The 16,557-nt window shown below is 45.3% G+C and carries 12 protein-coding genes and 1 pseudogene; 3 read left to right on the forward strand and 10 right to left on the reverse strand.

Translation table 11 applies throughout. The features are described from left to right. Positions 1–8: 8 nt before the first annotated feature. From clpX to NL644_RS18665, 4 genes and pseudogenes are all read right to left on the reverse strand, one after another. Entirely contained in the window at positions 9–1,289 is a 1,281-nt protein-coding gene (gene clpX / locus NL644_RS18650) for an ATP-dependent protease ATP-binding subunit ClpX (RefSeq protein WP_005390528.1), read from the reverse strand. A 70-nt stretch (positions 1,290–1,359) separates the two neighbouring features. Further along, positions 1,360–1,986 carry an ATP-dependent Clp endopeptidase proteolytic subunit ClpP gene (gene clpP / locus NL644_RS18655; protein ID WP_005382347.1) on the reverse strand — a complete coding sequence of 209 codons (627 nt, stop codon included), beginning with the start codon at positions 1,984–1,986 and terminating at the stop codon, positions 1,360–1,362. A 105-nt stretch (positions 1,987–2,091) separates the two neighbouring features. Beyond that, positions 2,092–3,399 carry a trigger factor gene (gene tig / locus NL644_RS18660; protein WP_114322555.1) on the reverse strand — a complete coding sequence of 436 codons (1,308 nt, stop codon included), beginning with the start codon at positions 3,397–3,399 and terminating at the stop codon, positions 2,092–2,094. 273 nt (positions 3,400–3,672) lie between these two features. Continuing rightward, positions 3,673–3,885, reverse strand: a pseudogene (locus NL644_RS18665) (hypothetical protein). 40 nt (positions 3,886–3,925) lie between these two features. Here NL644_RS18665 and NL644_RS18670 point away from each other — a divergent pair. From NL644_RS18670 to NL644_RS18680, 3 genes are all read left to right on the forward strand, one after another. After that, positions 3,926–5,731: an ATP-binding protein gene (locus NL644_RS18670; RefSeq protein ID WP_114322556.1), complete on the forward strand. Its 1,806-nt coding sequence runs from the start codon at positions 3,926–3,928 to the stop codon at positions 5,729–5,731. Between the two features lie 4 nt (positions 5,732–5,735). Next, a complete protein-coding gene (locus tag NL644_RS18675) occupies positions 5,736–7,073 on the forward strand; it encodes a sigma-54 dependent transcriptional regulator (RefSeq protein ID WP_005390512.1) in 1,338 nt (445 codons plus the stop codon). A 78-nt stretch (positions 7,074–7,151) separates the two neighbouring features. Then, positions 7,152–7,334, forward strand: a complete 183-nt coding sequence (locus tag NL644_RS18680) for a hypothetical protein (protein ID WP_041853050.1) — start codon at positions 7,152–7,154, stop codon at positions 7,332–7,334. A gap of 42 nt (positions 7,335–7,376) precedes the next feature. On the opposite strand, the gene NL644_RS18685 is transcribed toward NL644_RS18680, so the two are convergent. The 6 genes from NL644_RS18685 to NL644_RS18710 form a co-directional block, all read right to left on the reverse strand. Further along, positions 7,377–8,738, reverse strand: coding sequence for a TRAP transporter large permease (locus NL644_RS18685; RefSeq protein ID WP_047009484.1), 1,362 nt, complete (start codon positions 8,736–8,738; stop codon positions 7,377–7,379). 3 nt (positions 8,739–8,741) lie between these two features. Continuing rightward, positions 8,742–9,416 carry a TRAP transporter small permease gene (locus tag NL644_RS18690; protein WP_005390505.1) on the reverse strand — a complete coding sequence of 225 codons (675 nt, stop codon included), beginning with the start codon at positions 9,414–9,416 and terminating at the stop codon, positions 8,742–8,744. A 70-nt stretch (positions 9,417–9,486) separates the two neighbouring features. Continuing rightward, on the reverse strand, positions 9,487–10,485 hold the full coding sequence (locus NL644_RS18695) for a TRAP transporter substrate-binding protein (RefSeq protein ID WP_005390503.1): 999 nt from the start codon (positions 10,483–10,485) through the stop codon (positions 9,487–9,489). A gap of 212 nt (positions 10,486–10,697) precedes the next feature. Next, positions 10,698–12,167, reverse strand: a complete 1,470-nt coding sequence (locus NL644_RS18700) for a protein adenylyltransferase SelO (RefSeq protein ID WP_150918332.1) — start codon at positions 12,165–12,167, stop codon at positions 10,698–10,700. A gap of 176 nt (positions 12,168–12,343) precedes the next feature. Further along, entirely contained in the window at positions 12,344–13,156 is an 813-nt protein-coding gene (locus NL644_RS18705; RefSeq protein WP_253658707.1) for a sugar transporter, read from the reverse strand. Between the two features lie 173 nt (positions 13,157–13,329). Then, on the reverse strand, positions 13,330–16,314 hold the full coding sequence (locus tag NL644_RS18710) for a M6 family metalloprotease domain-containing protein (RefSeq protein ID WP_191907413.1): 2,985 nt from the start codon (positions 16,312–16,314) through the stop codon (positions 13,330–13,332). Between the last annotated feature and the right edge of the window lie 243 nt (positions 16,315–16,557).

The raw sequence follows: 16,557 nt of genomic DNA on the forward strand, positions 1-16,557 counted from the left end.
GGCTGAATTTATTCTGCTCCAGCGGCCTGATTGTCTGAGTTGCTATAAATAAGCAATGGCTCTGACTCACCATTGATGACGGACTCATCAATCACGACCTTACTTACGTCTGTCGCAGATGGCAGTTCGTACATGGTTTCCAGTAATACGCCTTCAAGGATCGAGCGTAAACCACGAGCACCTGTTTTACGCTCCATTGCTTTCTTAGCGATAGCGCGCAGCGCATCTTCTCGGAACTCAAGTTCAGCGTTTTCAAGCTCAAACAATGCTGCGTATTGCTTGGTTAATGCGTTCTTCGGTTCACATAGGATCTGAATCAACGCTTCTTCATCAAGCTCAGTCAGTGTTGTTGTCACAGGAAGACGACCAATGAATTCTGGAATGAGTCCGTACTTCACTAAATCCTCAGGCTCAACCTGAGTAAATAGCTCACCCACGGTCTTCGATTCGTTTTTAGAACGAACTTCAGCACCGAAGCCAATACCTGTACCTGTTGCAACACGCTGCTCAATCACCTTATCTAGGCCAGCAAATGCACCACCACAGATGAACAGGATCTTCGACGTGTCCACTTGTAGGAATTCTTGCTGAGGGTGCTTACGACCACCTTGAGGTGGAACCGATGCAACCGTACCTTCGATAAGTTTTAGTAGAGCCTGCTGAACACCTTCACCAGATACGTCACGCGTAATAGATGGGTTTTCAGCTTTGCGTGAAATTTTATCAATTTCATCAATGTAAACGATGCCGCGTTCAGCTTTAGCTACATCGTAATCACATTTTTGCAGAAGCTTTTGGATGATGTTTTCAACGTCTTCACCCACATAACCAGCCTCGGTTAGTGTGGTTGCGTCTGCCATTGTAAATGGCACATCCAAGAATCGAGCTAATGTCTCAGCAAGTAGTGTTTTACCGCTACCTGTTGGGCCAATTAGAAGGATGTTACTTTTACCAAGCTCCACACCTTCACTCGTTGTATCACCATTGCGTAAACGCTTGTAGTGGTTATATACCGCAACTGCGAGCACTTTTTTCGCGTAATCTTGCCCGATCACATAGTCATCAAGGTGTTCACGGATCTGTTTTGGCGTTGGTAACGCTTCAGATTCTTTCTTAGGGAGAACATCCTTGATTTCTTCGCGAATAATATCGTTACATAAGTCGACACACTCGTCGCAAATGTACACTGACGGACCTGCGATTAGCTTGCGAACTTCGTGCTGACTTTTGCCGCAGAAAGAACAGTACAGCAATTTACCGCTGCCACTTTCTTTGCTTTTATCTGTCATTCGCTAACCTCTTAGCCTTTACTCTTCATGAATGAGTGTATATCAATTTTTGCCAAAATGCGCTGGCTAATTACTCGCCGCGGTGGCTTAACACTGCATCCACGATACCGTATTCCACAGCCTGCTCTGATGACATGAAGTTATCACGATCAGTATCGCGCTCAATGACTTCAAGAGGTTGGCCAGTATGTTCTGCTAACAACTTGTTTAGCTTCTGCTTAATGGTCAGAATTTCCTGAGCATGGATTTGGATATCAGAAGCTTGACCCTGGAAACCACCCAATGGTTGGTGGATCATTACACGAGAGTTAGGCAGTACGTAACGCTTACCTGGCGCACCACCCGCTAACAGGAAGGCACCCATTGAACATGCTTGACCCATACATACAGTGCTAACATTTGGCTTAATAAACTGCATAGTATCGTAGATAGACATACCAGCTGTTACGCTGCCACCTGGCGAGTTGATGTATAGGAAAATATCTTTATCTGGATTTTCAGATTCTAGGAAAAGTAGCTGAGCCACGACAAGGTTTGCCATGTGGTCTTCCACTTGACCCGTTAAAAAAATCACGCGCTCTTTCAGCAGACGTGAGTAGATGTCGTAAGAGCGTTCGCCGCGGGAAGTTTGTTCAACCACCATTGGTACTAGCGCGTCCATAATTGGCGACATTGCATTTTTTTCTTGGTAGCTCATATTCTTATGTCCCTAAAATAAATGGCCCGGATGATGACTATCATACGGACCATTGTTAGCAGAATAGTTAACGTTAAGTCAACCTTCTACGCAAGATATTGCTTATTAAGCAGCAGGTTGTTGTTGGTTAAGTAGCTCGTTGAAGCCTACTTCTTTCTCAGAAACCTGTGCTTTAGCGATGATCGCGTCGATTGCTTGCTCTTCTAGAGCTACATTGCGCATGTTGTTCATCATTTCTTCGTTTTGCTCGTAGTAAGCAATAACTTCTGATGGATCTTCGTATGCAGTAGCCATTTCTTCAATTAGAGCTTTAACTTTCTCGTCGTCCGCTTTTAGCTCTTCAGACTTGATTACTTCACCTAGTAGAAGACCAACTACTACGCGACGTTTAGCTTGCTCTTCGAACAACTCACGTGGAAGCTGAGCAGCAGCTTCTGGGTTACCACCGAAGCGTTGTGCAGCTTGTTGACGTAGAACTTGGATTTCTTGCTCGATAAGTGCTGATGGTATGTTGATGTCGTTTTGCTCAACTAGACCGTCAATCGCTTGCTCTTTGATGCGGTTCTTAACAGCTTGCTTAAGCTCGCGTTCCATGTTTTTACGAACTTCAGCTTTAAGTGCTTCAACACCACCTTCAACAACACCGAACTTAGCAACGAACTCGTCGTTTAGTTCTGGTAGTTCACGAGCTTCAACTTTGTTCACTTTGATTGCGAACTTAGCTGCTTTACCTTTTAGATTTTCAGCGTGGTAATCTTCTGGGAAAGTCACGTCGATGTCGAATTCCATACCAGCAGTTTTACCTGCGATACCGTCTTCGAAACCAGGGATCATGCGACCAGCGCCCATTTCTAGTGGGAAGTTCTCAGCTTTACCGCCTTCGAACTCTTCACCGTCGATAGAACCAACGAAGTCAATGCTTACGCGTTTGCCATCTTCTGCTGCTTCTTCAACTTCAACCCAAGTAGCTTGTTGCTTACGTAGAGTATCGATCATCTCTTCTACGTCTGCGTCTTTAACTTCAGTTAGCGGTTTTTCAACAGTGATGTTTTCTAGGCCTTTAAGTTCAACTTCTGGGTAAACTTCAAAAGTTGCAGTGAAAACTAGGTCTGAACCTTCTTTGTTTTCTACAGGAGCGAAAGTTGGAGCGCCAGCTGGGTTGATTTTCTCTTTAACGATAGCTTCGATGAAGTGGCGTTGCATAACTTCACCAAGAACGTCTTGACGTACTGCTTTGCCGTACATCTTAGCAACCATTTTTAGAGGCACTTTACCCTTACGGAAACCATCGAAACGACGGTTTTTAGCGATGTTGCGTAGTTCAGCTGTTACAGCGTCTTCGATGTTTGCAGCTGGAACAGTAATGTTTAGACGGCGCTCTAGGCCCTCTAGCGTTTCAACAGTAACTTGCATTATATATAAACCTCTAAAGTGGCTCGGTTTTCCGAGCGTATGAGCGAAACTCAGCGGAGCTTACGCTTCATCCTTGTGTAGTGTTCTGTCCGAACACCTAATTTAAATCGAGTATCGATACTGTTTGTCAGTACCGGACTAATCAGTGATATCTTCGATAAAATTACCAAAGGTATCTCCTATTAGCCTCAGGACAGAATTTTTAGACGCGACATTCTAGCGATCTGTCGCAACCCTGTCGAGCCAATAGCCACTATGTGGACATTGTCTGCGCTAAATTCTCGAATGCTGACCCATTTTTTCTTCAAAAATGCGATTCAAACACCGTCTAAGTATCGTCAGCATATCTAGAATGGGGACAATAGCGACTTTTTCAAGAGAATCGACCGGTTTTTTTATCGAAAAGCCTAAAAAGAGATCTTGCTCTTGTTTTACTCCACAGAGTTGAAAACTAAATCCCTAATCCTCCCTACAAACTATTAACATTTTCTTACGTGACCAAAGGAAAGGTTTAAGGAGTGTAAGGATGTCGCAAAAAAACCGGATTCTGCTGACTTTTTTTGCCTTCTATTTCCTTTGCGCAATCATAGGTGGTCATTGGGTTTGGCAGACTAGTTATCAATCATTGCTTGATAAACACCAGTCCCAACTTGAGCAATTTTCTAGTCATATTAAAAACAAACTCGATAAATACGCCCATATCCCTAATCTTCTGGCTAAAGATGACCCTCTCCATCAAGCGTTACTGCATCCAAATAACAGTGCCCAACTGGAACTCACCAATCGGTATTTAGAATCCGTTAATGACGTGATTGAAGCGGCAGATACCTATTTAATCGATCAATGGGGTACAACGATCGCGGCCAGCAACTGGCGTAAAGAGCGATCTTTTATTGGACGAAATTTTGCGTTCCGCCCTTATTTCAAACAAGCAATCGTTGGGGAACGAAGCCAATACTACGCGCTGGGTTCGACTTCGGGTAAGCGTGGCTACTACTATTCTTATCCGATCATATACGCGGGCGGCGTCCTTGGTGTGGTCGTGGTTAAGATGGACTTGAGTAAAATAGAAGACAACTGGCAGCAGCCAAATAGTGTGTTTGTCGCGAGCGATCCGCACGGGATTGTTTTCATGAGTAGCCGAAGTGATTGGCTACTCAAAAGCTTACAACCGCTGACTGAGAATGAAAAAAAGCAAGTTTGGGCAAGCCGACAATATCTTGATGAGCCAATTGAAACCCTAGGACTGGTGGGCAATGTGGAGGAAACGCATTCTGAGCTAAAACAAGGTTACCCATATAACAAAGGGACCTTGGTGGTCTCTTCGTTGCCCCTACCAGAGCTCAAGCTGACCATCCGTGTACTATCTCCTAAGCAGTCTATCGTCTGGCTCACAATGGGTTACATTTTTGTACTTACTCTTGCATTCACCGTGTTGTTTTTAATTGGCCAGCTCATCTATCACCGTCAACAACGCCACTTACAACTTGAGAGAATTCAGCAAGAGGCAAATCAAAAACTTGAATATCAAGTCATGGCTCGCACCGCAGAATTGCAAGCAGAAATCGCCCAGAGAATTGAAACCGAACAAACACTTCGCCTAACGCAAGACGAACTCGTTCAAGCTGCGAAACTAGCAGTATTGGGGCAAATGTCAGCCAGTATCAGTCATGAACTGAATAATCCACTTGCGGCCATTCGTAGCTTTGCTGAAAACGGCAAGCTGTTCCTCCAAAAAGAAAAATATGAGCGAGTGGAAGATAATCTAACTCGCATCTCAGCCCTCACTGATCGTATGGCAAACATCAGTCAGCAGCTTCGTTCTTTCGCTAAAAAAACCAGTGGAAACGAGCTGGCTCAATCTCGTTTGTTTCCAGTAATTGCCTCAGTCAAAGAGCTGATGAAACCCGCACTTAAATCTGCACGTGTCACGCTAGAAACGCAGGTACCAGAGCACGATGTTGAAGTTCAGATCAATATCATTCAACTTGAACAAGTGTTGGTTAATTTACTGACCAATGCGATAGAGGCTCTCAAAGAGCAACAAGACAAACAAGTACAGTTATCCATAGAGCAAGACGAACATGCCGGTTTGGTTTGGATTCATGTAGATGACAATGGTCCAGGGCTTGGAGATTTCTCACTTTCGGACTTATGTGAGCCTTTCCTAACTACCAAACAAAATGGGTTAGGTTTAGGACTCTCTATCTCGCAACAAATCTTAGCAAGTATGAACGGAAGATTATGTGCCCAAAATCGAGAACAAGGCGGAGCTCGATTTTCATTGTGTTTACCTATCGCTCCTAACAACACAGAACAATCAAAAGGATGAGATCATGTGTCAGGTGTTTTTTATTGATGATGAAGCCGATCTTAGACTGGCAATAGAACAAACGTTTGAATTGGCAGATATCGATGCCACATTCTTTCCAGACGCTGAATCTGCCTTACTCGCCATTAAGCAGGGAGCCGAGCCAGGTGTGGTGATTACCGATATTTGCTTACCCGGTATTTCAGGGATGGATTTACTGAATACCCTTGTGCGAAAAGACACCCATCTTCCCGTGATTATGATTACTGGTCATGGCGATATCTCAATGGCGGTTAATGCGTTACACCAAGGAGCGTATGATTTTATCGAAAAGCCATTCCCACCTGAGCACTTAGTTGAAACCGTCAAGCGCGCCATTGAGAAGCGCCAATTAACGGTTGAAAACGAGAAGTTACGCTTGTCTCTCAAGGCAAGTAAAACGCTCGGACCTCGTGTTATCGGAGAAACGTCTAGCATTCAAATGTTACGCGAAACCATTGCTCACATCGCCGATACTGATGCAGATATCTTATTGTTTGGCGAGACTGGTACAGGTAAAGAGTTAATCGCCCGCTCTTTGCATGAGCAAAGTTCTCGACGGAACCAAAACTTTGTCGCAGTAAATTGTGGTGCAGTACCAGAAAATTTGATTGAGAGCGAACTCTACGGGCATGAAAAAGGCGCATTTACTGGCGCAGAAAGCCGCCGTATCGGTAAGTTTGAATTTGCTCAAGGCGGTACACTTTTCTTGGATGAAATCGAGTCAATGCCAATCCAAGCCCAAATCCGTTTACTGAGAGTACTGCAAGAGCGTGTGATTGAGCGTGTCGGCTCGAATGAACTCTTGCCCTTAGATATTCGAGTAATTGCCGCAACCAAAGTCGATTTGAAACGCGCTGCTGAAGAGGGAACCTTTCGCCAAGATCTTTACTATCGACTGAATGTGGTTACCTTAGATCTCCCGCCACTGCGTGAACGGAAAGAAGACATCCCTGCCCTCTTCCATCATTTCCTATTGGTAGCGGCTTCACGTTACGGTAAAAGCTCTCCCAGTTTGTCATCCCACGACCTCGCCCAACTGATGAACCATGACTGGCCAGGCAATGTTCGCGAGCTGAGAAATGCAGCAGAGCGTTTCGTGCTATTGGGTAAATTAATTCAGTTAGGAGAATCGACTCCGGTTGCCAAGCCTTCTTCAAGTCTTGCAGAACAAGTTGCAGAGTTCGAGAGAGCAGCCATTGAAGGCGCATTACTGGAAAATAACGGCAGCATTAAACAGACAATGGCGCAATTGAATGTGCCTCGAAAAACTCTGTATGACAAAATGCAACGCTATCAAATAGATAAAGAGCTCTATAAATAAAACGATTCTCAAGGATTGGTATTATATCCAACTTGAATCATAATTTTTAATAACTGATTCATCATGATTGTTACGGATATGAACGAGAAAGTGAGAATACCGATCATTACAGATACCGTGATGGTAGACGGGCAATATCAAGAAGAGAGACGTTCAGGCGAGGAGCGGCGCAAGAATAAAAAGAAGTGGCGAAGCTACGAGCGGCGAGTCCACCCAGACCCTCGTAGGCCTAGCTACAAACCCATAGACGAAGAGGTGTGAATCATCACACCTCTTTTGTTTTTCTTCAAATATCTGGTGCCATTACTTAGTAATGATTTCTGGCCCCATCAAGGTCGTTGGTAACCAAGTCGACACCCATGGCACGTACGTTACAATAATGAGGAATAGGAACATCACCGCCACCCATGGCAGTGCGGCTTTTACTACATTCATCATCGACATTTTGGCGACACCTGCAGTAACAAACAAGTTAAGCCCAACAGGTGGTGTTATCATACCTATCTCCATATTCACCACCATCATAATACCTAAGTGAATTGGGTCGATCCCCAGTGCTATCGCAATTGGGAACACCAGTGGTGCAACAATGATCAATAAGCCTGATGGCTCCATAAATTGACCACCAATCAACAGCAATACGTTCACCACAATCAAGAAGGTGATTGGTCCTAAACCAGCTGACATCATTGACTCTGTGATCATTTGCGGGATGCGCTCTTCCGTGAGAACGTGCTTCAAAATTAACGCATTGGCAATAATGAAAAGCAGCATGATGGTGAGTTTACCCGCTTCATACAGCGTGTGTTTGGTGTCTTTATGAACAAAGGTTTGGAAGATTTTAACGAGCGCAGGTTTAGTGTTTTTCTTGTCTGCAAATGGCCCCATGTCTTTGTATACAAAGTTGGCAATAAAGAACGAGTACACAGCAGCAACTGCAGCGGCTTCTGTTGGGGTGAAAATACCGCCATAAATACCACCGAGAATGATCACCACCAGCAACAAGCCCCAGCTTGCATCCTTAGCTGCATCAAACGTCTCTTTCCAACCGACAAATGGTTGTTTTGGCAGGTTCTTAATACGGGCAGCAATATAGATCGCTATCATCAACATGACACCCGCTAGCAAACCGGGAATCACACCACCGAGAAACATGCGTCCAACTGACACATCGGTCGCGGCAGCGTAAACTACCATAACGATAGACGGCGGAATCAAAATCCCTAGCGTACCTGCGTTACAAATTACGCCGGCCGCAAACTCTTTTGAGTAACCGTTTTTGATCATACCTGCGATAACGATGCTACCTATGGCAACAACCGTTGCTGGAGATGAACCTGATAGCGCGGCAAACATCATACACGCGACAACCGAAGCCATCGCTAAACCACCACGGAACCAGCCTACAATCGCAATCGCGAAACGAATGATCCGTTTTGCTACACCACCTGTCGACATAAAGCTTGAAGCTAAAATGAAGAATGGAATTGCTAATAGAGTGTAGTGTCCAGCAAATGCATTAAACAACGTTTGAGCAACAGACGCCAAAGACGCATCCGAATGAATCAAAAGGAAAAGAATACTGGAAAGACCCAGAGAAACTGCGATTGGCACGCCGACAAGCATGAAACCAATCACCATCAAAAATAGAAATAAGATATCCATGGCTTATTGCTCCTTGCTCTTAGAATTGTCTGAGGCCTTTGGAGCCATAAGATCACCGGCATCACTCATCTCTTCTTGAAGCGCCTCTAGCTCTTCTTCCGCTTCATGCCCTGCAATCAGTCGGTCGAGCTTTCCGGTAGCAATTTGCCATGTTGCCTGAGCAAATCTCAGCGTTAGCAACGCCATACCAAGCGGTAAAGCGAAATAAGGAATAAAACGTGGCAGCTTTTCGTAACGCTCTCCCTCGTTTAACCAATCCGCCATAAACTGAAGCATTTCCGGCATTGGAATATCATCCGTTTCATACCACGCTCGGTCTGTGGCGAACGGATACCAGTAGTTCCAAGAGCCAATTAAAAGCAAAATAGAGAAGGCTAAACAGCATATTGCAGCGAATAACGCCAAGGCTTTTCGTTTGCCCTCTGGCACTATGTTGATAATCACATCAACACCAATATGAAAGTGTTTTTTCACACCGTAAGAAGCGCCGACCAACACCATCCATGCGAACATAAAGACGGTGAGCTCAAGCGCCCAAAGAATATTGTCGTTAAAGACATAACGAAAGATGACATTGGCAAAGGTTAACAAGGTCATGGCACCTAAGAAGAAAGCAATCAAAGTCTCTTCAATGGCATCGGTGATTCGTCCAGCCTTGGCAAAAAAAGTCTGTTCCATAATTACATCACGTCGTCTGTAGGGGAAAAGAGCCCCCTCTAATCGAGAGGGCTAAGCGTGCTAGGCGTTATTATTTTTGGTTAGAAGCCAAAGCGGCTTCAATTAGGTCAGAACCAATGTCTTTTTCAAACTTCTTCCATACTGGCTGAAGTGCAGTGACCCATTCTTGGCGCTGTTCTGGCGTTAACGTGCGAACCACACCACCAGCTTCGATGATGTTGTTTTTGTTCGCAAGGTTCACTTTGGTCGACTCAGCATTACGCTGCGCTGTCACCTCTTGGATGATTGTGTTTAGCTGCTCGCGCTGATCGTCTGGTAAGTTTTTCCAGAAGTCATTTGACGTCACCACTAGGTAATCCAGAATCCCGTGGTTCGTTTCCGTAATGCCATCTTGAACTTCGAAGAACTTTTTGCCGTAGATGTTTGACCAAGTATTTTCTTGACCATCAATAACCTTAGTTTGCAGGCCACCGTACACTTCTTTGAATGACATTTTTTGCGGGTTTGCGCCTAGCTGTTCAAACTGAGCAACGAGAACGTCAGAAGCTTGAACACGGAACTTAAGCCCTTCAGCATCGGCTGGAGAAATGAGCGGCTTGTTGGCTGACATTTGCTTCATGCCATTATGCCAAAACGCAATACCTTGTAGGCCACGTCGTTTCATTGAGTTTTTCAGCTTTTCACCGGCTTCAGAGTTTTGGAAGCGGTCAACAGCGTCGACATCGTCGAATAAGAAAGGCAGATCGAAAAGGCGGTACTTTTTGGTGAATTTCTCAAACTTAGAAAGAGAAGGTGCAGCGAGTTGAACATCACCATTTAGTAGTGCTTCCAACACCTTATCATCATCGTAAAGCGTTGAGTTCGGAAACACCTGCATACAGACTTTACCGTTCATCTCTTCGTTAACGCGTTTTTCAAGTAACGAAGCCGCAATACCTTTTGGGTGTTTGTCCGCATTCGTTACATGGCTGAACTTGATGACCGTTTCACCTGGGTCACAATTCGCGGCAGCGTTAAAGCTCGTTACAGCAAGCGCAGAGACAGATAGTAGAGTTAGAGGCTTAAACATTATTATTCTCCTTGTTGAATCACATCCCATCCCGTCCATGAATAACTAGGTATTAGGCGATGGGTACGGATGTTCAACAAAGAGCAATTAATGGACCATGTTAAAATTCATATGCATTTCAATAAATTAACAAAGACCATTAACGTGAACACAGAGTATAACGAGTGAATTCCACCCAAGAAAAAGATTCAAATGGGTGGGAAATGACCCATTTATGAAGAACAGCTTATCTCCATTTTCTTCCCCCATTCCGGTGGCAATTTCGCGTAATCATCAAACTCGGGTTGCTCATCAAATGGGCGCTTTAACAGTTCGGCCAATCGGTGTAATTCACTAAAGTCCCCTTCTTCCGCTTTATCAATCGCCAACTGAGCCAAGTAGTTACGCAAGATGTATTTGGGATTGGCTTGACGCATCTGTTCGCACCGCTGTTCGGCTGAAATCAGCTCCCCTAGTTCATCAACCTCTAGCTCACATCGAGCTAAGTACAGATCAAGCCAAGCTCGCGCAGCTTCTCGGTCGAGAAACAAGTCGATTACGGCTTGAGAAGAATCAGTATCAAGATTTGAAAGCGTTCTAAAGAAGCGAGTGTAATCCGTGTTATTTTGGTGAAGGAGCTCAAACATTGCTTCAAATAAACGTCCATCTTCCGCGATCTTGGTTTTTAAACCCAACTTCTCACGCATTAGGCGGCTGAACTGCTGACTCAACCGGACTTCAAATTGGCTCAACGACGCTTCTAAATCTTCTCGCTCAACGAGTGGCGATAGCGCATGCGCGAGTGCTGAGAGGTTCCAAAGCGCAATTCTTGGCTGTTGGTCAAATGCATAACGGCCTTGGTAGTCGGAATGATTACAAATATATCCCGGCTCATAATCATCAAGAAAACCAAACGGGCCGTAATCAAACGTTTGACCAAGGATCGACATATTGTCGGTGTTCATTACCCCATGAGCAAACCCATACGCTTGCCAATAAGCAATCATGTCCGCTGTTTTCTGAACAATTTCACCAAACATTGCAGCGTATGGCTTCTCTGCCGATGCACAATCAGCAAAGTGCCACTCGATCACTTTGTCCGCCAGCAACTTCTGCTCTGCCAATTGATTGGTATAGAAAAAATGCTCGAAATGGCCAAAACGCACGTGGGTCTCCGCCATACGAATCAACATTGCGCCGAATTCTGTTTTCTCGCGATAAACCGGCGTGTCACTGACCATCATGCCAAGAGCACGAGTCGTCGGGATCCCAAGCCCCACCATGGCTTCACTACATAAATACTCACGAATGGTTGAGCGCAACACCGCCCTGCCGTCCCCCATTCGCGAGTAGGGGGTTAGCCCCGCGCCTTTAAGGTGAATATCAAACCAAGTGCCATCTTGATGCTCAATTTCCGCCAACAGCAATCCACGTCCATCGCCCAAGTCTGGGTTGTAAACGCCAAACTGATGTCCTGCGTATTTCATCGCCAAAGGACGAAACGGTTCGAATTCGCTTTGCCCAGAAAAAACCGCCAATAGCTCATCGCTTTGCTCTGCTGGTAAACCAAACTGCTGCGCAAACTCACTATTCCAAGCGACCCAACGAGTATTATCCAAGGGTTGCGGCTCGACCAAAGTATAGAAAGCTGACGGTAATTGACTAAAGCGATGGGTGAAACTGACCCGTTGCCAAATGGACATGTGGGGTTCCTTAATAAAAAGAAGTACTGCTGTCAGTATACGTGTGAACGTCACTGTCATTCAGCCATGAAATGGGCATGGGTATTTTGCGTGAATAACGCGAAGGCGATAGGAAGGTATTAACCCGCTGCATACCACCTCACAAACGGAAGTGGCATGTAAAAGCGATCAAATGATTAAGCGGAAAACTCTTCACCCGTTTTTGGTGGCTCTGATGGTGTATCAAAACGAGCGCGTTCAATATCCACGACCGTTTTATAGCTCAACGATAACAAAGCCAACTGGTACGCACCGAAAATACCATAGGCAACACCCACAAGACTCAGCATGAAGAGGTTAGTAAAGTGACTAAAGATAAGCTGACTGAGCAATCCCGCGCCCAATGGAATTAAGCCCATCAAAATGAATACTTGTTTGTTGTATGGTCTGCTTTGGTTCCACGAACGACGCAAGCTGCGCGGCTGATGATCCATTGCGGTCGCTGGCAACACGAACGACCAGCGCGCCATCACCCAATAGCCCGGAATACTTGCAACCGTTGTGATAAACGCCATGGCAACAAAATCGGGTTCACCACTTTCTGCAATATAGAGAAACGACAACACAAAGGTTGGGATACCAATGACGAGCATCATCATCAACCCAAATAATATCCACCAGCCAATGAAACGGAATTCTCTGGCTGACAAGCGAAATACATCCAACGCTGAGTGCATGTAATCGCCAACCAAATAAATTCGGTGTACACGCACAGCCGCCATCGCGGCAACAAGTGGGTATAAAATGATTGTGACGAAATAAAATCCCGCGATGTTTCCTTCTTGAGCGTTCGCTTGATCTTGCCCCGTCATTTCAGGATACATAAACACAAAAATTGAGTGCACGATGATCAATGGAATACAAGCAATGACAATTGCGAGTAGGTTCCTTCTGACCATAACTGCTGCTTCTCGGCATATTGCCGAAACAGAAAAGTCCTCGGTTGACATACAACATCCTTAATTTATAAAAATCTGCCCATAGGGTACCCGCTGAATAGAAAAATCGCTTTAAAAATAATGAGAAACACATCTCATAAGATAATGAGAGGTACTAGGAAGCAAAACGGGTACAAAAATAAGCCACTCAATGTGAGTGGCTTATACGGTAATTCGATATCGTTTTAGACGCGGCGTCGCCAGCCCAATGCAACAAGTAACATCAGAGCCCAATAAGAAACACTGCCACTACCTTCAGAGTTCTTGAATGTCGTTGTTTTCAAAGAAGCGACAACCGTCACGGTCACTTCACCTATTGCGGTAGCACCGTTGCCATCTGAAACCGTATATTGCAGCTTGATGTTATCAACCGCACTATCCGGAGCTTGAAAACGAATTTTGCCATTTTCTACACTCGCACTTCCCACGCCCGTTAGGTTCTGTACGCTTTCTACAACCAGTTTATCGCCATTCACATCCGAATCATTGCCAGCAGCATCAATCACAATGCTTTCACCAACGGCAACGGTCGCCGTATCTGCTAACGTGACTGGCGCTGCGTTTTGCATGGTTAAATTGACGGTAGCACTGGAGGTTTCATTACTTGGATCAGTAACGGTTAGACGGAATGTCAGAACCTCACCCGCTTTTATACCTTGAGGCACTGTAAAGCTTGCCGTAGCACTGGTCGAATTTCCGATAGAAACTGAAGTACCAGCCAATTGCTCCCATCGGTAGTTCAACACATCGCCATCCGCATCTGTGCTGTTTGCCGCCGACAATGTTACTTTCTGTCCAGCAGTAATCTTTTGGCTATCCACATCGATGAGCGCTTTTGGTGCTTCATTACTACCAAGTACTTCGACCTGCACGCTCACAACCGAAGACGAATACACGCCGTCCGTAGACAGCAAACGATATTGGAAGCTGTCCAAACCAACGAAGTTAGCTTCAGGTTGGTATTGGTTGCCAGAAATGGTGCCGTGCTCAGGCTTCTGCACAATGTCCACATTGAACTGATATCCTATGGCCATGAAATCATTGTCCATCAAGTTCAGATCGATTGGCGTATTCTTATCGGTTTGCAGTGAGTCAGCTTTCGCTTCAACAATGTTATTCGCCTCCACATTCAAGAGTGCTGCAAACGGAACATAAGAGAACCCGGCTTGCTCTAAACCAAACGTACCTATCTCATTGTAATTACCAGTCCACATTACAGGCAGGGATGATTTTTCAGTTTTTAGTAAGCGGCCAAAGTCAAAGTTCGATTCAAATTCACCGCCTTCTAATTCCACTACTAACAGGTGCTGACCCGCACTTAATTGGCTCGGTTGAGGGAATAAAATTCGGGATGGCTTTTGGAAGCTACCTTGCTGTAAAAGTTCAGCATTGTTCTGATCCAATATTAATCGGTAGCCCACGTTACCTGAGAATGGGAATCGCCATACTCGATAAGTCATGTCACTTTGAGCGCTATTGCTTTGCGCGTAAAGTTGAAGACCATCAAGCTTTGTCTCAGCATTCAAATCCAATGATACCGCCAGGGTGTTACTGCCACTTGCGTACACATAACCTTGGTGAAGAGAGTTCAACCATGCCGATTTATTTGGCTCGTTTATATGCTCAAGAGAAAAACTGCCGCCGTTGGTATTGCTGGCAATGTTGGAAATACGAACCCCAGTATCAAACCCGGCGATCGCTCTCAGACCCGGGGTCGATGTATCTGAAATGACATTGCCACCATTAGGATACAAATCGCCGGCATCACTGCTTCCATCACGTTCTAACTCATTCAGACCATCGGCCTGCATGATTTGAACCTGCATCGCGCCAACATCGTTAAAGCGATTTTGGACATTAACCGACGTCGCTAGTATGCCTTCTGCCGCCAATGATCGGTCGTAACCGCTAAAGGTACGGTTTTCCAAATAAACGCGTGGGCCAAACTCTTTCAAGTATGGGTCGAGATACACCAGTTTGACATCGTCGTTATTCACGGAAATAGGCATCGGGCTTTCATGAGTGATCGTTGGTACAACGAAACCAGCGGCGTGTTTACTCCACGCGCTCATGTTCACTGGCGTGTCTCCTGCGTATGAGTCTCCCGGTTTCTGTGCCCATGAACCACCACCCATCACGCCCCAAGAACCGATCGAGGCATCACTGTTCCTTGCGTACAAATCCGGCAAGCCAAGCATTAAGTGGCCAAGCTCATGTACGATCACGCCTAACGTCGCTTGATGATCAACTTGGTAGTCAGCAAACACACAATAATCGGCAATTTTTTTGCCATCTAGTGTCACATCGTCGTGAGAGAATTTATGAGGCCAAATAGAAGGACGATCAAGGAATCCGGTTGAACGGTCGCCACCCGCAAAAATAAACATAACTGAGAGTTCTGACGGTTCTACGGTACCATTTTGATTGCTGTCGTAAGCCGAAAGATTAAAGTACGGATCCAGTTTTTGATACGCTTCGGTGAAGACCGCATTCAACTTGGCAGTACAAGTCTTGTCAGTTGAGCTAGAGTGGCAATTTGGGTGGCTTTGCGCCACGGTCACATTGATCACACCATCATTCGCGGTACCATAACTCTCAATCGCAGGGACAACTTTGAATTTCCCTTGAGAGTTTTTATCAAAATAATCGACAACGCTTTGGCCATCGGTATTAAACACACGTTGTTCGAAGTCATGCACCATCGCTTGATCATCAAAGGAGACTTGCACAACCAACAGTGGTTGCTGCTTCACCGATGAGCTACTCATCGCCTGATAACCTTGCGCCGAACGCAATAGATTTTGGCGCGCCATCGGTTCAATGGTTTTTAGAGAAGATAACTGCGGCTTAACTTGTAGATCCGGGCGAAACTTCGCCGATTCAGGCGCATCACTCGATTGAGTTTTAGCAACACCCGTCGAGCGTAACGTTGGGATGTCTGACTCGCGCTGAATCTGTGCAAAAAACCAAATGCCATCTTCATGAACCAAGGCATTACCTTGTTTATCTTCAAACCAGTGGAAATCGGCAGTGCCGCGTAAAATTGCCTCACTAGAGGTACCATCGCTCAACGCAATAGTATGCCAAACTGGTGATGGCGGAGTAGTTGCCATGCTCTTACCTGCAAGAAGCGCAGTTAGCATAGTCAAGGCGAGTGTGTTGAATTTCAAAGTACGGCTCCATCTTTTCGATTCGTTTAATACCAAGCACAGCCAGTACACAGTAACCCATAAACATAGAATGAGGTTGAGTGGCTAACGACTAAGGCTGGTATCAATTCGCTCAGATAACACAATATTATTTAGCATCACGTTACAAAAGCGTCGGATGCCCAAATACTTTTGTAAGTGTGGCTTCCGAGGGTATAAATTGAGTGAATGAATAGTATCGAAACAAAAGGAAGAAGAAATAAA

The organism is Vibrio sp. Y10_XG_PY6, from assembly GCF_024181795.1.
Classification (GTDB): Bacteria; Pseudomonadota; Gammaproteobacteria; order Enterobacterales; family Vibrionaceae; genus Vibrio; species Vibrio diabolicus.